At 70.6% G+C, this 18,476-nt stretch carries 13 protein-coding genes; 8 read left to right on the plus strand and 5 right to left on the minus strand.

Annotated elements, in window-relative coordinates; genetic code table 11:
• The first annotated feature begins 27 nt into the window (after positions 1–27).
• On the plus strand, positions 28–1,932 hold the full coding sequence (locus ACWDLG_RS03470) for a sensor histidine kinase (protein ID WP_449915550.1): 1,905 nt from the start codon (positions 28–30) through the stop codon (positions 1,930–1,932).
• On the opposite strand, the gene ACWDLG_RS03475 is transcribed toward ACWDLG_RS03470, so the two are convergent.
• A complete protein-coding gene (locus ACWDLG_RS03475; protein ID WP_449915553.1) occupies positions 1,905–2,378 on the minus strand; it encodes an NUDIX domain-containing protein in 474 nt (157 codons plus the stop codon). The two genes, ACWDLG_RS03470 and ACWDLG_RS03475, sit on opposite strands and share 28 nt — an antisense overlap.
• Positions 2,379–2,470: 92 nt before the next feature.
• Between ACWDLG_RS03475 and ACWDLG_RS03480 the strand changes: the two genes are divergently transcribed.
• Positions 2,471–3,754, plus strand: coding sequence for an MFS transporter (locus ACWDLG_RS03480; protein WP_449915555.1), 1,284 nt, complete (start codon positions 2,471–2,473; stop codon positions 3,752–3,754).
• On the opposite strand, the gene ACWDLG_RS03485 is transcribed toward ACWDLG_RS03480, so the two are convergent.
• A complete protein-coding gene (locus tag ACWDLG_RS03485; RefSeq protein WP_449915557.1) occupies positions 3,647–4,360 on the minus strand; it encodes an MBL fold metallo-hydrolase in 714 nt (237 codons plus the stop codon). The genes ACWDLG_RS03480 and ACWDLG_RS03485 overlap by 108 nt on opposite strands.
• Complete coding sequence (locus ACWDLG_RS03490; RefSeq protein WP_449915560.1) at positions 4,350–4,496, minus strand: hypothetical protein; 147 nt, start codon at positions 4,494–4,496, stop codon at positions 4,350–4,352. Before ACWDLG_RS03490 ends, ACWDLG_RS03485 begins: the two co-directional genes overlap by 11 nt.
• Positions 4,497–4,771: 275 nt before the next feature.
• On the opposite strand from ACWDLG_RS03490, the gene rho reads away from it, so the two are divergent.
• From rho to ACWDLG_RS03510, 4 genes are all read left to right on the plus strand, one after another.
• Positions 4,772–5,902: a transcription termination factor Rho gene (gene rho, locus ACWDLG_RS03495; protein ID WP_449915561.1), complete on the plus strand. Its 1,131-nt coding sequence runs from the start codon at positions 4,772–4,774 to the stop codon at positions 5,900–5,902.
• A gap of 179 nt (positions 5,903–6,081) precedes the next feature.
• Positions 6,082–7,092: a putative RNA methyltransferase gene (locus ACWDLG_RS03500; RefSeq protein ID WP_449915564.1), complete on the plus strand. Its 1,011-nt coding sequence runs from the start codon at positions 6,082–6,084 to the stop codon at positions 7,090–7,092.
• 120 nt (positions 7,093–7,212) lie between these two features.
• On the plus strand, positions 7,213–8,988 hold the full coding sequence (locus tag ACWDLG_RS03505) for a prolyl oligopeptidase family serine peptidase (protein ID WP_449915566.1): 1,776 nt from the start codon (positions 7,213–7,215) through the stop codon (positions 8,986–8,988).
• 83 nt (positions 8,989–9,071) lie between these two features.
• Complete coding sequence (locus tag ACWDLG_RS03510) at positions 9,072–10,574, plus strand: APC family permease (RefSeq protein ID WP_449915568.1); 1,503 nt, start codon at positions 9,072–9,074, stop codon at positions 10,572–10,574.
• Here the strand turns inward: ACWDLG_RS03510 and ACWDLG_RS03515 are convergent.
• A complete protein-coding gene (locus ACWDLG_RS03515) occupies positions 10,571–12,103 on the minus strand; it encodes a PP2C family protein-serine/threonine phosphatase (protein WP_449915570.1) in 1,533 nt (510 codons plus the stop codon). The genes ACWDLG_RS03510 and ACWDLG_RS03515 overlap by 4 nt on opposite strands.
• Before the next feature lie 120 nt (positions 12,104–12,223).
• Here ACWDLG_RS03515 and ACWDLG_RS03520 point away from each other — a divergent pair, with 120 nt between their 5' ends.
• Both ACWDLG_RS03520 and ACWDLG_RS03525 read left to right on the plus strand, forming a co-directional pair.
• Positions 12,224–16,390 carry a HAMP domain-containing protein gene (locus ACWDLG_RS03520; protein ID WP_449915572.1) on the plus strand — a complete coding sequence of 1,389 codons (4,167 nt, stop codon included), beginning with the start codon at positions 12,224–12,226 and terminating at the stop codon, positions 16,388–16,390.
• A gap of 3 nt (positions 16,391–16,393) precedes the next feature.
• The gene (locus ACWDLG_RS03525) at positions 16,394–17,026 is read left to right on the plus strand and encodes a response regulator (protein WP_354920307.1); all 633 of its coding nucleotides are present in this window, start codon (positions 16,394–16,396) and stop codon (positions 17,024–17,026) included.
• A gap of 40 nt (positions 17,027–17,066) precedes the next feature.
• On the opposite strand, the gene ACWDLG_RS03530 is transcribed toward ACWDLG_RS03525, so the two are convergent.
• Entirely contained in the window at positions 17,067–18,032 is a 966-nt protein-coding gene (locus ACWDLG_RS03530) for an NAD(P)-dependent alcohol dehydrogenase (RefSeq protein ID WP_449915574.1), read from the minus strand.
• Positions 18,033–18,476: the final 444 nt, after the last annotated feature.

Raw genomic sequence — 18,476 nt, forward strand, 5'->3', positions numbered from 1 at the left:
GGGTGTGATCTGCGAGACGATCTCACCATGAAAAGGCGCTTCACCCGCCCCGGCCGCCCCATCGCGCTCAAGCTGCTCGTCCTGCTCTCGGTCCCGCTGATCTCGCTGGTCGGGCTGTGGACGTTCGCGGCCGCGTTGACCGGTGGTGACGGGTTGCGCCTGCTGGAGATCAACAACCTGGTCACCAACCTGGCCGACCCGTCGGAGCAGATGAACATCCAGCTCCAGCGCGAGCGGCTGTCGTCGGCCGAGTTCCTGTCGTCCGCCAGGCCGTACCGGGAGCTGATCAACCAGCGCAGCAGGACGGACACCGCCGTGGCGGCCTTCCGCCGGCGCGCCGCCCTGCAGGAGAACGTCACACCGGAGATGGCCGAGCAGCTCAAGGCGCTCTACCGCGAGCTGAACCGCCTTCCCGAGCTGCGCAGAGGCGTCGACGCGCGCTCGGTCGGCGCCATCCAGACGATCACCGTCTACAGCGACATCGTGGACGCCTCCTTCCGCATGTACGACCAGATGATCCTGGTGCCCGACATGGCGCTCTACCGGCTGGCCAGGTCGGTCACCATGCTCGGCGAGGCCAAGGAGCTCCTGTCCAGGGAGCGGGCGATGATCGTGCACGTGCTCGCGACCCGCGAGGTCGGCCCCTCCGACCGGGCGCTGTTCACCCGGATGTCGGCCACCCGCCGCCTCCTCTACTCCCAGGCGCTCGCCCACCTCGACGACGACCTCGGCGCCGCCTACCGCGGGCTGGCCGGCTCCGCCGCCTACCGCGACTTCGTCGCGATCGAGGACGCCATCCGCGGCCAGGCGACCGCCAACGGACTGCCCGCGACCTCCGCGACCTGGGTGTCGCGGGGCGACGACCTCGCCGCCGCCGTCGAGCGCAACCAGTCCGAGGCCGTGCAGGGCCTGGTCGACCGGGTCAACCCGACCGCCACCGCCATCCTGATCAAGATCGGCGTCGCAGGGGGCATCGGCCTGGTCGCCGTCGTCGCCTCCATCGTGCTCTCCCTGCGCTTCCGCGGCCGGCTGGTGCGCGAGCTGGCGGGCCTGCGCGACGCCGCGACCGGCTTCGCGGAGGTACGGCTGGCGGGCGTCGTCGATCAGCTGCGCGCCGGCGGCGCCAAGCCCGAGGTCGAACCGCTCGACACCGGAGCGCAGACCACCGAGGTGCGCGACATCGTCCAGGCGTTCAACTCCGTCCAGTCCACGGCGGTCGGAGCCGCCGTCGACCAGGCGAAGCTGCGCGACGGCGTGCGCCAGGTCTTCGTCAGCCTGGCCAGGCGCAACCAGTCGCTGCTGCACCGCCAGCTGCTCCAGCTGGACGGCATGCAGCGGCGCACCCACGACCCGGTCATCCTCGACGACCTGTTCAAGCTCGACCACCTCACCACCCGCATGCGCAGGCACGCCGAGAGCCTGATCATCCTGTCGGACCAGACGCCGGGCCGGGGCTGGCGCAACCCGGTGCCGGCCGTGGACGTGCTCAGGGCGGCCGTGGCCGAGGTGGAGGAGTACGCCAGGGTCGAGGTGCCGCAGCCGCCGAACGTGGCGGTGATGGGTTCGGCCGTGACCGACGTCGTGCATCTGGTGGCCGAGCTGGTGGAGAACGCCACCCTCTTCTCGCCCCCGCAGACCAGGGTGGACGTGCGGGCGGTCGGCGTGCCGGAGGGGCTGCAGGTCGACATCGAGGACCGGGGGCTCGGGCTGCCCGAGGAGGAGCTGAGCCAGCTCAACGCCAGGCTGGCCGAGCCGCCCGAGTTCGACCTGGCCGAGAGCGACAGGCTCGGGCTGTTCGTGGTGGCCAGGCTCGCGGCCAGGCACGGGATCAGGGTGCGGCTGCGGCCCTCGCCGTACGGGGGGATCACGGCGACGGTGACGCTGCCCGCGGCCCTGCTCTCCGATCAGCCGGCGCTGACGGGCGGCAGGTAGCGGCTCCAGCCGCTGGCCCTGGCGGCGGCCGCGGCGGGCACCCGGTCGCCGGCCCACGGCGGGAGCAGCTTCCTGGCCTCGGCCTCGGTGAAGAAGCCGTAGTCGTCGAGCTCCTCCGCCTGCAGGGTGATCGGGGTGTCGGCGGGGATGGTGCCGCAGTCGAACAGGAAGTTGACCAGCGGCAGCGGCCGGACGTCCAGCGGGCCCACCCACTGCACGACCAGCAGGTCGCCGACGGGCAGCGTGAGGCCGAGCTCCTCGGCGACCTCCCTGGCGCAGGCCTGCGCGGGGTCCTCGCCCTCGTCGACGTGGCCGCCCGCGAAGCCCCAGTGGTCGCGGTAGTTGGGCTTGACCAGCAGCGTTCTTCCTCCGGGGTCGGTGATGTAGGCGCCCGCCCCGGCCAGCACCTTGCTCAGCGACGCCCAGAACTCCGTGTCCACGCTCACGTGATCAACCTACAACGTCGTCCCGAACGCGGAACGTCCGACGCCGGGGCCAGTGATGGGAACATCCTATGAAAAAGATAGGATTTGTCCCCGTGACACGACGCGCGTTGATCTTCTGGGCGACGGGCGTCCTGGCCTACTTCGTCGCGGTCTTCCACCGCCAGTCCCTCGGTGTCGCGAGCCTGGCGGCCGCCGCCCGTCTCGACGTCGGCGCGTCGGGTCTGGCGACCCTCGCGATGCTCCAGCTCCTCGTCTACGCCGTGATGCAGATCCCCGTCGGCGTGCTGGTCGACAGGTTCGGCTCCAAACGCATGCTGCTCATCGGGGCGCTGATCATGTCGTGCGGCCAGGTCGTCTTCGCCTTCGCCGACGACCTGCTGCTCGGCCTGGCCGCCAGGACCCTGGTGGGCGCGGGCGACGCCATGACGTTCATCAGCGTGATCAGGCTGGTCAACCTGTCCTTCCCGGCCCGCCGCAACCCGGTGATCGTGCAGCTGACCGGCATCCTCGGCCAGTTCGGCGCCATCGCGTCGACCGTGCCGATCATCGGATCGCTGCGCGCGTACGGCTGGACGCCGACCTTCCTCGGCGCCGCCGGGGTCGGCGTGCTGGCCACGGTCCTCGTCGCGGCCGTCCTGCGCGACGGGCGTCCCTCGGCCGACCGGCGCGCACCGGGGTTGAAGGCCGCGTGGATGCAGCCGGGCACCAGGCTGGGCATGTGGACCCACGCCGCCACCCAGTGCTCGGCCGCGGCGTTCCTGCTGCTGTGGGGCTACCCGTACCTGGTGCAGGGCCAGGGACTCGCGCCCGGGACCGCGGGCGTGCTGCTGTCGGCGCTGACCGCCGTCGGCATGGTGTGCGGCCCGATCCTCGGCTACCTGGCCGGCCGCTTCCCGCTGCGCCGATCGTGGCTGGTGCTGGCCGTCACCGGGTCGACCGCCACCGCGTGGACGGCGGTGCTGCTGTGGCCGGGCGGCCGGGCTCCGCTGTGGCTGCTGGTGGTCCTGGTCGTCGTGCTCGCCACGAACGGCCCCGGATCGATGATCGGCTTCGACTACGCCAGGACGTTCAACCCCGCGGGCCGCATCGGCGCGGCCACCGGCATCGTGAACGGCGGCGGCTTCCTGGCCTCGATGTCGGTGATCGCGCTGATCGGCGTGACGATGGACCTGACCGGCGACCACCGCTGGGCGATGGCCGTGCAGTACCCGGTCTGGCTGCTCGGCGTGGTGCAGGTGCTGCGTTACCGCGCCAAGGCCCGCGCGCTGCTAGCCCAGCTCGACGAACGGCTCGGGGAAGTGGGAGGTGCCGAGCAGCCGGCCCTGCGCGCGCAGTCCGGCGACCAGGTCGAGCCTGGTCTTGGCGGCCAGGTCTGAGTCGCCGTCGTAGACGTAGCGGATCGTCGGGTCGGCCAGCTGCACCGGGTGGTGCAGGACGTCACCGGCCATGGTGAACTCGCCGACCTCGACGCTCTGGTGTCCGGAGGTGTGGCCGGGCGTCAGCCGTACGACCACGCCGGGGGCGACCTCCGCGTCGCCGTCGACCACCTGCAGCAGCTCCCTGACCGGGTCGAGGACGGACGTCGCCTCGATCTCGGCCCGCTGGACGACGTGGCGCGCGTTGGGGAACACCGGCCGGCCGTCGACGATCGTGCCGCCGAAGTGGTCGCTGTGCAGGTGCGTGATGATCAGCGTGTCGACGTCGCCGGGCGCGACACCCGCGGCGGCCAGCTCGCCCGGCAGCGCGCCAGGGGCGGGAGCCCAGCTGGAGGTGGGCCCGATGCCGGTGTCGATCAGGGTGACGTGGCCGTCGCGGTCACGCAGGAGGAAGCAGTGGAAGTGAAGGATCCACTCGCCCTCGTCGACCTCCGCGCCGAGAAAGGTCTCGAGGAACGGCAGGCGAAGCGAGGGCCCCATCGGGCCGATGGCATCACACAACGGGGTGATCTCGACATCGGCCACGATTCTTGACTTATGCGGCATCCGACAACGCTAGCCGGGTGACGTACTCGTTCTCCAGGTCTGCGGCGAACACGGCGCGACGGCAGCACGCGCAGCGGTACATGATCGGACCCTCGTCGAGGGTGGTGTGACACGTCGGGCACTGGGTCTTCTTCATGACATCCCCCTTGGGCTCGCACCTCCATGAGAGCCTCCGACGATTGCAGGAGCCCTGCAGCCGGCTTGACGGATCCCGCTCCGGGAGATGTGGGCGGCTTGGGGCGACGGGAACAGAACCCTTGCCGTCCGCGTTGACTGTGATATCTTGCGAACCAGCGTTGAGCGTCCACCTGCTCCGCTGATTTCCCTGAAGGGTCCGTGCTGAGGGCCCGTCCCGTGTTCTCTCACCCACCGCCTGCGTTTTTCCAGGCGTGCCCTCGAGGAGGGTTCATCATGTCTGTTTCCACCGTGTCTTCTGTTCCCACGGTCCCCCGCCCCCGCACCGCCGCCGCACCCGCCCGGCAGGTCACCGGACTGCTGGACGTGCGCGACAAGAGCGCGTTCCTGCGCCTGTCCGGCTACCGGCCCGGCCCCGACGACGTACGGCTGCCGCTGGACCGGATCAAACACCTCGGCCTGCGCGCCGGCGACCAGGTGACCGCCACCGTCGCGGGCGCCAAGCTGGTCTCCGTCGAGCAGGTGAACGGCCGCGCCGACTGGCGCGAGCGTCCCCACTTCGCCGACCTGACCCCCGTCCACCCGGAGGAGCGGCTGACGATCGAGACCGAGTCGCTGACCACCAGGGTCGTCGACCTGTTCGCCCCCATCGGCAAGGGCCAGCGCGGGCTGATCGTCGCCCCGCCCAAGGCCGGCAAGACCATGGTCCTGCAGGCGCTGGCCGCGGCCGTCTCCCGCAACCATCCCGACACGCACCTCATGGTCGTCCTGGTCGGCGAGCGACCCGAAGAGGTCACCGACATGCGCCAGACCATCGCGGGCGAGGTGGCCGCCTCCACCTTCGACCGGCCCGACAAGGAGCACGTCGCGGTCGCCGAGCTGGCGCTCGAACGCGCCAAGCGCCTGGTCGAGCAGGGCCAGGACGTCGTGCTGCTGCTCGACTCGCTCACCAGGCTCGGCCGCGCCTACAACAACCTCGCGCCGGCCGGCGGGCGCGTCCTGTCGGGCGGCATCGACGCCGGCGCCATCTACCCGCCCAAGCGCTTCTTCGGCGCCGCCCGCAACCTCCAGGACGGCGGCTCGCTCACCATCCTCGCCACTGCGCTCGTCGAGACCGGCTCGCGCATGGACGACTCCTTCTTCGAGGAGTTCAAGGGCACCGGCAACATGGAGCTGCGGCTCAACCGCGCCCTGGCCGAGCGCCGGCTGTTCCCCGCCGTCGACCTCGGGGCGTCCAGCACCCGCCGCGAGGAGATGCTGCTGCACCCCGCCGAGCGGCAGGTGGTGTGGCGGCTGCGCCGCATGCTCGGTGGCCTGGACCCGCAGCAGGGCCTGGAGCTGCTGGTCGGCCGGCTCCGCGAGACCCCGTCGAACGCCGCCTTCCTCACACTGGCCGAATCCGCCTGACGCTCACCGGTGCCGCACATAGGTCGCCGGTCTCCCGGAACCGCCGGGAAAGACCGGCTCCTCCGCGGGGCGGCGGGACGGCGCACGTCCACAGCAGGACGGTTGACCGTCGGAGCGGACGATCATCCCGGGCATCACCGGCATCACGGGCATGCCGGCTGACCCGCGATGATGGGGGGATGCTGGCTGACATCGTCGAACACCTGCGCTGCCCCGTCTGCCGTGAAGGGGTGCGGCTCGACGCGGGGGCCGTGCGGTGCGGGCATGGGCACGCCTTCGACGTGGCCAGGCAGGGATACGTGAGCCTGCTGACCGGATCGCAGGCGCCCGGCACGGCCGACAGCTCCGCCATGGTGACGGCCAGGGCCGACTTCCTGGGCAGGGGGCACTACGCGCCGCTGGCCCGGGCGCTCGCCGAGACCGCGGCGGCCTGTCTCGCGCCCGCCACGCCGTCCCGGAACGCCGGCACGGGCCGGGAGTCCGCCGGTCCGGCGGGCACGACTGAGCTCGACCCTTACCCCGACACGGGCCGGGAGTCCGCCAGTCCGGCGGGAGCGGCCGAGCTCGACCCTTATGCCGCCGGCGGGCCGGGGGCCGGCGCGCCGATGATCGTGGACGCGGGGGCGGGGACCGGCTACTACCTCGGGGCGGTGCTCGACGCCGTGCCCCGGGCCACCGGCATCGCGTTCGACATCTCCAAGCACGCGGTCAAACGGGCGGCCAGGGCGCACGAGCGCGCGGGCGCGTTCGTGGCGGACGCGTGGCGGCCGCTGCCGCTCGGGGACGCGGTCGCCGACGTGGTGATGAACGTGTTCGCTCCGCGCAACGGCACCGAGTTCGCCAGAGTCCTGCGACCGGGCGGCCACCTGATCGTGGTCATCCCGGCAGGCGACCACCTCAGCCCGCTGGTGCGAGAGTTGGGCCTGCTGTCGGTCGACGAGGCGAAGGAGCATCGGGTCGCCGAGAGCCTGCGGGGCTTCGAGGAGACGGGCAGGCGGGAGGTGAGGTTCGAGATGTCGCTGACGCGGGAAGATGTCGGCTTGGTGGTGGGCATGGGTCCGAGCGCGTGGCACAAGGACCCCGACCACCTCCACCACCAAATCCGGAAATTTCCGGAATGGACCTCAGCAATTGCGAGTTTTCGCCTGTCTATCTTCACCGCACCCCCTCAATCAAGACCCATTCCTTGACGCACCTCCGGGACTCATGTTACTGATGGGGCATTTAGTCCGAAATTCCCTCACATTCCTCAGGTATTTCATCCACCCAGACGCAATACTGGACGGCAACTGAGGAGGGGGAGGCAGCGGATGAAGGCGGAGGAACGCTGGCAGGCCAGGTTCCGGGCGCCCAGCATGACGCTGCCCGAGTGGGCACGCCAGGCGCCGAACCGCTCCCTCTACCGCTCGAACGCCTCGGGCGTGTGGGAGATCTACGCGTGGGACCGTACGACCGGCATCACCCGCCAGGTCACCAACCAGCCGTACGGCACCAGCCACGCCGCCCTCGACCCGACGGGCCACTGGATCTACTGGTTCGCCGGCAGCGACCGCGACGAGCTCGGCGTCTGGATGCGCCAGCGCTTCGCCGGCGGCGTCCACGAGGTCATCGCCCCCGACCTGCCGCCCAGCGAGCCCGGCGGCATCGCGCTGTCCGCCACCGGCCTCGCGGCCGTCAGCCTGGCCCGCGCCGGCACGTTCAGCACCTACCTGGTCCGGCCAGGGGAGTCCGCCCGCCTGCTCTACGAGCATTCCGAGGCCTCCTGGGTCACCGACATGTCGCTCGACGGCGAGCTGGTCGCCCTCAACCACAGCGAGCACGGTGACTTCCGGCACCCTGCGCTGCGCGTGCTCAAGCAGAACGGCGACGTGGTCGGCGAGCTGGCCGACGGTCCCGGCAGGGGCGTGGTCGGCCTGCGCTTCGGCCCCCTCCCCGGCGACCGCCGCCTGCTCACCCTGCACGAACGCCGCCAGCGCCACGAGCCGCTGGTCTGGGACCCGAAGACCGGCGAGCAGCGCGAGATCTGGCTGAAGGACCCCGGCGAGCTGACCGCCGAGTGGTACGACGACGGCCGCGCCCTGCTGATCGTCAGGGACGACCGGGGCCGTACCCATCTGCACCGCTACGACCTCGGCGGCGGCGGCATGTCCCTGATCGACACGCCTCACGGCGTGATCGGCGCGGCCAGGCCCAGGCCGGGCGGCCACGTGGAGTACGCGTGGTCGAGCGCCTCCCGCCCGCCGGTGATCCGGTCGAGCAGCGGCCACGTGGTCATGAACGCGATCGGCCCCGCCGCCCCCACCAGCGTCCCCGTCGAGGACATCGACGTCTCCGGTCCAGGCGGGCGCATCCACGCGCTGGTCTCCAGGCCCGAGATGGGCTCGGCCCCCTTCCCCGCCGTCTTCCTGCTGCACAGCGGCCCGCACCTGCACGACGCCGACACCTTCTCCCCCGAGGTCGCCGCGTGGGTCGACGCCGGCTTCGCGGTCGTGCGCGTCAACTACCGCGGCTCGACAGGGTACGGCTCGGCCTGGCGCGACGCGCTGCGCGGCGACGTCGGCCACATCGAGCTGGCCGACGTGGCGGCGGTCAGGGAGTGGGTGGTCTCCCAGGGCGTCGTCGACCCGGACAGGACGGTGCTCGCGGGCACCTCGTGGGGCGGTTTCCTCACCCTGCTCGGTCTCGGCGTCCAGCCCAGGCTGTGGGCGGCGGGCATCGCGGTCGCCCCCATCGCCAGCCACGTCACCGCCTACGAGGACCACGTCGAGGGCCTGCGCGCCCTGCAGCGGTCGCTGCTCGGCGGCTCCCCCGACGAGCAGCCGGAGCGCTACCACGACAGCTCGCCGATCACCTACGTCGAGAAGGTCGAGCGCCCGCTGCTGATCCTCGCCGGGGTCAACGACTCCCGCTCGCCGCTGCGGCAGCTCGAGGAGTACGTGAGCCGCCTGGCCGAACTCGGCCGCGAGCACGAGGTCCACTACTACGACGCCGGTCGCGGCGGGCTCGTCGTCGCCGAACGTATCGACCAGATGGCGATAATGCTCAATTTCATCCGCAAACACGGACTCACAACTGACACAGCGTAATAGGTTGCCTCTTTCTTCGCCTTGAATGTCGCCCTCGGCCGCTGCCAGCATCACGCCACCCCCCAGCCGAAGGGCACGAATCTGTGAGTACCTCCACTGAGACCCACGGCGTCAACCGTCTGAAAAAGGACGCCGTCGGCCTCGTCGGCGTCATCTTCATGGCCGTGGCGACCGCGGCCCCCATCACCGCCATGACCGGCAACGTGCCCATCGTCGTCGGCTTCGGCAACGGTCTGGGCGTCCCCGCCGGCTACCTGTTCGCCACCGCCGTGCTCACGATCTTCTCCGTGGGCTACACGGCGATGTCGAAGCACATCACCGCGGCCGGCGCCTTCTACGGCTACATCTCCCACGGCCTCGGCCAGGTCGTCGGCATGGTCTCGGGCCTGCTGGCCACCATGGCCTACGTGGTCTTCGAGGCCTCGATCATCGGTTTCTTCGCCTACTCGGCCAACGACACCTTCAAGTCGCTGGCCGGGGTGGACATCCACTGGCTGTGGTTCGCCTTCCTCGGCCTGGCGCTGAACATGATCCTCACCTACTTCGACATCAACCTGACGGCCAAGGTCCTGGGCGTCTTCCTGATCACCGAGATCTTCATGCTCGGCCTGGTGGCGATCGTCACACTGCTGAACGGCGGCGGCCCCGACGGCCTCATGGCCGCCACGCTCAACCCCGCCAACGCCTTCCGGACCACCGGCCTGCAGGCGGGCGCGGTCGGCCTCGGGCTGTTCATGTGCTTCTGGTCGTGGGTCGGCTTCGAGTCGACCGCGATGTACGGCGAGGAGTCACGCGAACCCAAGAAGATCATCCCGATCGCGACGCTGGTCTCGGTGGTCGGCATCGGCCTGTTCTACACGTTCGTCTCGTGGATGACGGTCGCGGCCAACGGCGTGAAGGCGCCGGAGATCGCCGCCAAGGAGTTCGCCGGCATCTTCTTCAACCCCACCGAGCAGCTGCTCGGCCCGTGGGCCGTCAGTCTGTTCAAGATCCTCATCCTGACCGGGTCGTTCGCCTGCGCGATGGCCTTCCACAACTGCGCCGCCCGCTACCTCTACGCGCTGGGCAGGGAGAACCTCATCCCCGGCACCGGCCGTACCCTCGGGGCCACCCACCCCGTCCACGGCTCGCCGCACATCGCCGGATTCGTGCAGTCGGCGATCTCCGTGGTGCTGGTCCTGGCCTTCCACTTCGCCGGCATGGACCCCTACGTCCACATCTACACGCTGCTGGCCGTGCTGGGCACGCTGGCCATCCTCATCGTGCAGACCCTCTGCTCGTTCTCCGTGATCGGCTACTTCCACGTCAAGAAGAAGCACCCGGAGACGGCCAACGTCTGGCGCACCCTGATCGCCCCGCTGGCCGGCGGGCTCGCCATGGCGTACGTGGTGCTGCTGCTGTTCCAGAACCAGGAGGCGGCGGCGGGTGAGGCGGCCAAGAGCGGGTTCTTCACCGCGATCCCGTGGATCGTGGTGGGCGTCGCGGTCCTCGGTGTCGCGACCGCCCTGTACCTGAAGGCGCGCGACCCGGAGAAGTACGAGGTCATCGGCAGGATCGTGCTGGAGGACACGGTCGAGCGCGACTAGCGGGCGCGCAGCACCAGGATCGCCAGGTCGTCGGCGCTCGGCTCGGGCGCGAAGTCGGCCGCCGCTCTGCGGATGCGTTCGGCGACCGCCCTGGCCGACAGGCCCGCGCACTCGGCCAGCAGCTTGGCCAGGCCGCCGTCGTCATCGAGCAGGCGCCCGCCGCAGCGCCGCTCGGTGACGCCGTCGGTCACCGCCAGCAGCACGTCGCCGTGGTCGAGGTGGATGGTGTCCGCCTCGAACACCACCTCGGGGAAGACGCCGAGCAGCGACTGCGGGGTGGTCACCGTGTCGACGACGCCGCTCGGCCTCAGCCGTAGCGCCTCGGGGTGGCCGGCCGAGACCAGACGCACCTCAAGGCCGCTCTCGACAGGAGTGATGTCGCCGTGGAGCAGCGTGAGGAACCTGGCGCGCTCCCCCTCCTCGAGGATGGCCTGGTTGAGCCGGCCGAGGACGGCGGCCACGCCGTACCCCTCCCTGGCGAGCAGGCGCAGGGTGTGGCGGGCCAGGCCGGTGACCGCGGCGGCCTCGGGGCCGGTGCCGCAGACGTCGCCGATGGCGAACCGCCACGACTCGTCGCCCGCCTTGAACAGGTCGTAGAAGTCGCCGCCGACCTCGTTGGCCTCGCCGGCGGGCTCGTAGACGACGCCGTAGTCGAGCCCGGGCACCTCCGGCTCGTTCGGCGGCAGCAGGCTGCGCTGCAGCGCCCGGTTGGCGGCGGCCTGCTGGGCGTACAGGCGGGCGTTGTCCATGGCCAGCGCCGCGCGCCGGGCGATGTCCTCGGCGAGCTGGATGCTCTCGTCGGTGAAACGGTCGGGACGGCCCAGGCACATGGCCCCCAGCGAGCGCCCCCGCGCGGTCAGCGGTACGGCCAGCACCTGCGAGTCGGCCAGCTGGAGGCTGGCGGAGGTGCTGTCGGGGACGGTGAGCTCGCTCAGCCGCTCGCGCAGCCCGTCGATGCGCGCCTCGTCGGCGTGCCACAGGTAGGCCAGGCGGCGCGGCCCCGTGGTGTCGGCGGTGTAGACGGCGCACCAGGCCGACAGCCTCGGCACGACGATCTGCGCGATGATCGCGGGCACCATGTCGGGATCGAGGGTGCCGGCGAGAAGGTCGCTGGCGTCGGCGAGGAAACCGAGCCAGTGGGGGCCCCTGGAGGTCTCCTCCGCCCATTCGGCTGCCACCCGGTCCGCCGAGCCGGGTAGCGTGAGCCTTGCCCAATGGACACGGGAATCGCCCGCGAAGGTGATGCCCCATTCCTCGACATCCACGGAGGGGCCTTTCGGGTCCCCGTTGGGAGCGGTCCGCTGCCTGAACTCCACCTGCACGGCGTCGCCGCAGTGCTTCCAGACGATCTCGAAGGGAGCGTCGGCGACCTGCGTGGCCAGCTCCTCTGCCAGGTGCTCGGCCGCAGGCAGCACGGGAGAGGCGGCCCAGGCGGTCATCACCTCACGGGTGAACCTTCTCGCGGAGGGGACGGCGGTCTCGCCTGGCGCGAAGGTGGCCGCGAGAACCGCGCGGGAAGAAGCAGTCATCGTTCCGTGCCTACCACACTTCCCATTGACTTGGGGTAAATCCAAGGACAGGACTACGAGCGACTCATCGTGACAGACTTGCATCACTCACGGCGGCACCCCGGGAGTGGAGGAGACCCCATGACGACGGCCAAGACCGCGCCTGCTGCGGAAGAGAGGACGTACTCAGAGTCCGACCTCGTCCCCGTCCTCGAGACGCTTTTCGCATGGCGCGACGGTGACTTCCGCCGCCGGGTCCCGCATGCCCCTCCCGGGATACTGAGCGAGATCCGGCTGCTGCTCAACGAAGTGGCGGACCGCAGGGAGCACCTCAGCAACGAGCTGACGCGTGTGCGCAAGGAAGTGGTCAAGGAGGGGCGTTTCGGCGAGCGGCTGACCCCCGGCCCCGGTGTGGGGTCGTGGGCGGAGAGCGTCGAGTCCGTCAACGCCCTCATCGACGCGCTGGTCAGCCCCGTGACCGGAGCGGCCGACGTGATCGACGCCGTGGCCAAGGGCGATCTGACCCGCAGGATAGACCTCGACCGCTCGGCCAGGGGTGAGGTCAGGCGGCTCGGCAAGGCCATCAACGGCATGGTCGAGCAGCTGTCGCTGTTCAACAGCGAGGTGACCAGGGTGGCCCGCGAGGCGGGCACCGAGGGCAGGCTGGGCGGCGCCGCCAACGTCAAGGGCATGTCCGGCAGCTGGCGCGACCTGACCGAGGCCGTCAACACGATGTCGTCGCGCGTCTCGGCCCAGGTGCGCGACATCGCCGAGGTGACGACCGCCGTCGCGAAGGGCGACCTGAGCCGCAAGGTGACCGTCGACGCGGTCGGCGAGATGTTCGAGCTGAAGAACACCGTCAACACGATGGTCGACCAGCTGTCGGCCTTCGCCGAGGAGGTCACCCGTGTCGCCCGCGAGGTCGGCACCGAAGGACAGCTCGGCGGCCAGGCGCAGGTCAGCGGCGTGTCGGGGGTGTGGAAGGACCTCACCGACAACGTCAACTTCATGGCCAACAACCTGACCAACCAGGTACGCCAGATCGCTGCCGTCTCCACCGCCGTCGCCCAGGGAAACCTCACCAAGAAGATCACCGTCGACGCCCAGGGCGAGATCCTCCAGCTCAAGGACACCCTCAACACGATGGTCGACCAGCTGTCGTCCTTCGCCGACGAGGTCACCCGCGTCGCCCGCGAGGTCGGCACCGAGGGCAAGCTGGGCGGTCGCGCCGAGGTGAAGGGCGTCTCCGGCGTCTGGAAGGACCTCACCGACAACGTCAACTCGATGGCCAACAACCTGACCTACCAGGTGCGCAACATCGCCCAGGTCACCACGGCCGTCGCCAACGGCGACCTGACGCGCAAGATCGACGTCGACGCCCAGGGCGAGATCCTCGAGCTCAAGTCGACGATGAACACGATGGTCGACCAGCTGTCGTCGTTCGCCTCCGAGGTGACCCGTGTCGCCCGCGAGGTCGGCACCGAAGGACAGCTCGGCGGCCAGGCGCAGGTGCGCGGCGTGTCCGGGGTGTGGAAGGACCTCACCGACAACGTCAACTTCATGGCCAACAACCTGACCAACCAGGTACGCCAGATCGCCGCCGTCTCCACCGCCGTCGCCCAGGGAAACCTCACCAAGAAGATCACCGTCGACGCCCAGGGCGAGATCCTCCAGCTCAAGGACACCCTCAACACGATGGTCGACCAGCTGTCGTCCTTCGCCGACGAGGTCACCCGCGTCGCCCGCGAGGTCGGCACCGAAGGACAGCTCGGCGGCCAGGCCCGGGTGCAGGGCGTGTCCGGGGTGTGGAAGGACCTCACCGACAACGTCAACTTCATGGCCAACAACCTGACCTACCAGGTGCGCAACATCGCCGAGGTCACCACGGCCGTCGCCAACGGCGACCTGACCCGCAAGATCGACGTCGACGCCCAGGGCGAGATCCTGGCGCTGAAGACCACCATCAACAAGATGGTCGACCAGCTGTCGTCCTTCGCCGACGAGGTCACCCGCGTCGCCCGCGAGGTCGGCACCGAGGGACAGCTCGGCGGCCAGGCCAGGGTCGAGGGCCTCGAAGGCACCTGGAAGCGCCTGACCGAGAGCGTGAACGAGCTGGCCGGCAACCTGACGACGCAGGTCCGCGCCATCGCCACCGTGACGAGCGCCGTCGCCCAGGGCGACCTGACCCGCTCGATCGCCGTGGAGGCGCAGGGCGAGCTGGCCGAGCTCAAGGACAACGTCAACTTCATGGTGGCCAACCTCCGCGAGACCACCCAGGCCAACCAGGAACAGGACTGGCTGAAGTCCAACCTGGCCCGCATCTCGCGCCTCATGCAGGGTCACCGCGACCTCATGGAGGTCGCCAAGCTGATCATGAGCGAGCTGACGCCGCTCGTCTCGGCCCGCTTCGGCGCCTTCTACGGCGTCGACAACAGCGTCGCGGAGCACGACCTCATCCTCATCGGCGGCTACGGCGTGCGGCCCGACCGCTCGCCACGCCAGCGGTTCGCCCTCGGCGAGGGCATCGTCGGCCAGGCCGCGGTGGAGGGGCGGCCGATAGTCCTCGACGACGTGCCGGCCGGGTTCATCACCATCGACAGCGGGCTCAGCCAGTCCACGCCCGCGCAGATCGTCGTGCTGCCGATCCTGTTCGAGAGCCGCGTGCTCGGCGTGCTGGAGCTGGCCTCCTTCACCAAGTTCGGCGAGGTCCACCTCGACTTCCTGACCCAGCTCGTCGAGACCATCGGCGTCACGATGAACACCATCATCGCCAACTCCCGCACCGAGGACCTGCTGAAGGAGTCGCAGCGCCTGACCACCGAGCTGCAGGAGCGCTCCGACGAACTGCAGCGCCAGCAGGAGGAGCTGCGCCGGTCCAACTCCGAGCTGGAGGAGAAGGCAGGGCTGCTGGCCAAGCAGAACCGCGCCATCGAGATCCAGAACTTCCAGATCGAGCAGGCCCGGCGCACGCTGGAGGAGCGCGCCGAGCAGCTGGCCGTCTCCTCGCGCTACAAGTCCGAGTTCCTCGCCAACATGTCGCACGAGCTGCGCACCCCGCTCAACAGCCTGCTCGTGCTGGCCAAGCTGCTGACCGAGAACGCCGAGGGCAACCTCACCTCCCAGCAGGTCGAGTTCGCCCGCACGATCCACGGGGCGGGCTCGGCGCTGCTGCAGCTCATCAACGACATGCTCGACCTGTCCAAGGTCGAGGCCGGGCGCATGGACATCCATCCCGCCCAGCTGTCGCTGCCGAAGCTGGTCGACTACGTCGAGGCCGCCTTCGCGCCGCTGGCGCAGGACAAGGGGCTCGCCTTCATCGTCGAGGTGGATCCCCGGGTGCCGCAGGAGCTGCGCACCGACGAGCAACGCCTGCAACAGGTGCTGCGCAACCTGCTGTCCAACGCGGTCAAGTTCACCCCCAAGGGCGAGGTACGGCTGCGCGTGGTGCCCGCGCCACGCGAGGTCGACTACGACGACGACACCCTGCGCCTGGCCGACGGCCTGATCGCCTTCCAGGTGGTCGACACCGGCATCGGCATCGCGCCGGACAAGCTGGAGATCATCTTCGAGGCGTTCCGCCAGGCCGACGGCACCACCAGCCGCAAGTACGGCGGCACGGGTCTCGGCCTGTCGATCTGCCGGGAGATCGCCAGGCTGCTCGGCGGCGAGATCCACGTCGACAGCGAGCTCGGCGCCGGCAGCACGTTCACCCTCTACCTGCCGACCGACTACGCGGGCCCGCTGGTCGCGCGCGACGGCGGGGCGGCCCGCAGGCAGGTGCTGACCATGCAGGTCGAGCAGCAGAGCCCGATGGTCGTGCCCGAGCCGCCGATGCCGCTCGACCTGCCGCTGCCCGAGGTCGTCCAGCCGGCGAGCAGGCAGCAGTGGCAGGGCGACGACCCGCTCGACGGCGCCAAGATCCTCATCGTCGACGACGACATCCGCAACGTGTTCGCGCTGACCAGCGTGCTGGAGCGACACGGCTCCACGGTCGTCTACGCGGAGAACGGCCGCGAGGGGATCGAGCAGCTCGAGCGCAACGAGGACGTGGCGCTCGTCCTCATGGACATCATGATGCCGGAGATGGACGGTTGGGCCACGACGTCGGCCATCCGGCGCATGCCGCAGTTCGCCGATCTGCCGATCATCGCGCTGACCGCCAAGGTCATGCGGGGTGACAGGGAGAAGAGCATCGCGTCCGGCGCCTCCGACTACGTGCCGAAACCGGTCGACGTCGACCAGCTGCTCGAACGGCTGCGCGGTTGGCTCAGCCGAGGGCGGGTGTCCGACACGGCGGAAGAGGCGTAACAGATGGCAGAACGGGCCAAGATCCTCCTGGTCGACGACCGCGAGGAGAACCTCATCGCCCTCGAGGCGATTCTCAGCTCGCTCGACCTGACGCCGGTGCGCGCCAAGTCGGGCGAGGAGGCGCTCAAGGCGCTGCTCGGCACCGAGTTCGCGCTGATCCTGCTCGACGTGCGGATGCCGGGCATGGACGGGTTCGAGACGGCGGCGCACATCAAGCGGCGCGAGCGTACCCGCAACATTCCGATCATCTTCCTGACCGTCGTCGACAGCGCCCCCGACTACGCCTTCCGCGGCTACGCGGCGGGCGCGGTCGACTACCTCACCAAGCCGTTCGACCCGTGGGTGCTCAGGGCGAAGGTGTCGGTGTTCGTCGAGCTCTACAACATGCACAAGCGGCTGACCGAGCAGGCGGCGCTGCTGCGCGAACGGCTGGCGGGCGAGCTGCCGCCGGGCAACGGCACCGCCCAGCCCGCCGTGCTGCCCGAGCTGTCGAGGCGCCTGACGGCCGTGGAGGACGAGTTGGAGCGGGTGCGGGAGCTGGCCCGCAAGTCGGCCGACCCGTCGCTCTCCGCGCCGCTGTCGGACCTGTCCGAACGGGTGGCGCACCTGCGCGCGGGCTTCGACGCCCTCAGCTGAGGGCAGCACCGGCCGTGGTCGCGCGGCCGGTCCCGCCGGATCACACCGTGAGCACGATCTTGCCGCCGGCGTTCCTCCCCTCGAGGAGGCGTAGCGCGTCGGCGGCCTCGGCCAGCGGAAGCGTCCGCGTGATCGCCGGGGCGATCTTCCCCGCCGCGACGAGTCCGGCCAGGTGGTCCAAGTCCTCGACGCTGCGCCTGACGATCAGCCCGCGCAGCTTCTGGCGCAGGAACGGCGAGGTGACGGCCACGGCGAGCAGCCGCGGCAGCGGGCCGAGCACCGCGCCCCGGGTGCCGTTGGAAGAGATGTAGACCCCCTCCGGGGAGAGCACCCGGCGGAAGGCCGACAGCGAGTGGTCGGCCGCCAGGTCGATGATCGTGTCGAAGCGGGTCGAGCCCCGCGTGACGTCCTCGCGGGTGTGGTCGATGACGTGGTGGGCGCCGATCGAGCGCACCAGGTCCACGTTGCGGGTGCCGCAGACGCCGGTGACCTGCGCGCCGAGCGTCCTGGCCAGCTGGACGGCGAAGCTGCCGACCCCGCCGGAGGCCCCGTTGACCAGCACCGTCGTGCCGGGTCCCACCTGGCCGAGGCGTACCGCCTGGAGGGCGGTCGTGCCCGCGACCGGCAGGCTGGCCGCCTGCTCGAACGTCACCCCGGCGGGCTTGCGCGCCAGGTGCGCTTCCGGCGCCGCCACGTACTCGGCGAAACCCCGCTGGTCCATCTCGCCGCACACCTCGTCGCCGACCTGCAAGCCGGTCACCTTGGCGCCGACCTGCTCCACGGTGCCGGCGATGTCGCGGCCCAGCACGGTCTCCCTGGGGCGGCGCAACCCGAACCAGGCGCGGGCGATGTACGGCGAGCCGCGCATGACCAGCCGGTCGGCGGCGTTGACCGAGGCTGCGCGAACCCGCACGAGCACCTGGTCGTCGCCGATGACTGGCCGGTCGACGTCGGTGTGGCGCAGGACGTCGGCCGGGCCGTACTTCTCGTAGACGATCGCTTTCACGGAGGCTCCTCTTGTCGGGATCAGCTCTCAGGACGGGACGGTTTCCGGGCAGGGGCGGTCGCGCCGGCGGGTTCGCCCGGCGCGGCGGGAGTCGGGGCATGGGCGGTCACGCCGGCGGGCCCCCGGCGTGGCACGGGTCAGGACAAGTGGTCGCGCCGGCGGGCTCGCCCGGCGCGGCCGGAGTCGGGGCATGGGCGGTCACGCCGGCGGGCCCCCGGCGTGGCACGGGTCAGGACAAGTGGTCGCGCCGGCGGGCTCGCCCGGCGTGGCGGGGATCGGCGCAGGGGCGGTCGCGCCGGCAGGTCTACCGGCGTGGCGCGGGTCGGGTGTCGGGCGCGGCTGGGGGTGTCAGGACGCGGGGTCGGGTCAGGGCGCGGGCCGGGTCAGGTCGCGGGTCGGGGTCAGGGTCCGGGCGGTAGGGCGGGGTCGGGGAGGCGGTGGCGG

Source organism: Nonomuraea sp. NPDC003727, assembly GCF_053586935.1.

Excerpts from the sequence above, each read along its gene's own strand:
- ACWDLG_RS03470 (WP_449915550.1), top strand. The coding sequence starts at position 28 with ATGAAAAGGCGCTTCACCCGCCCCGGCCGCCCCATCGCGCTCAAGCTG.
- ACWDLG_RS03485 (WP_449915557.1), bottom strand. The coding sequence starts at position 4,360 with ATGCCGCATAAGTCAAGAATCGTGGCCGATGTCGAGATCACCCCGTTG.
- ACWDLG_RS03490 (WP_449915560.1), bottom strand. The coding sequence starts at position 4,496 with ATGAAGAAGACCCAGTGCCCGACGTGTCACACCACCCTCGACGAGGGT.
- rho (WP_449915561.1), top strand. The coding sequence starts at position 4,772 with ATGTCTGTTTCCACCGTGTCTTCTGTTCCCACGGTCCCCCGCCCCCGC.
- ACWDLG_RS03500 (WP_449915564.1), top strand. The coding sequence starts at position 6,082 with ATGCTGGCTGACATCGTCGAACACCTGCGCTGCCCCGTCTGCCGTGAA.
- ACWDLG_RS03505 (WP_449915566.1), top strand. The coding sequence starts at position 7,213 with ATGAAGGCGGAGGAACGCTGGCAGGCCAGGTTCCGGGCGCCCAGCATG.
- ACWDLG_RS03515 (WP_449915570.1), bottom strand. The coding sequence starts at position 12,103 with ATGACTGCTTCTTCCCGCGCGGTTCTCGCGGCCACCTTCGCGCCAGGC.
- ACWDLG_RS03520 (WP_449915572.1), top strand. The coding sequence starts at position 12,224 with ATGACGACGGCCAAGACCGCGCCTGCTGCGGAAGAGAGGACGTACTCA.
- ACWDLG_RS03525 (WP_354920307.1), top strand. The coding sequence starts at position 16,394 with ATGGCAGAACGGGCCAAGATCCTCCTGGTCGACGACCGCGAGGAGAAC.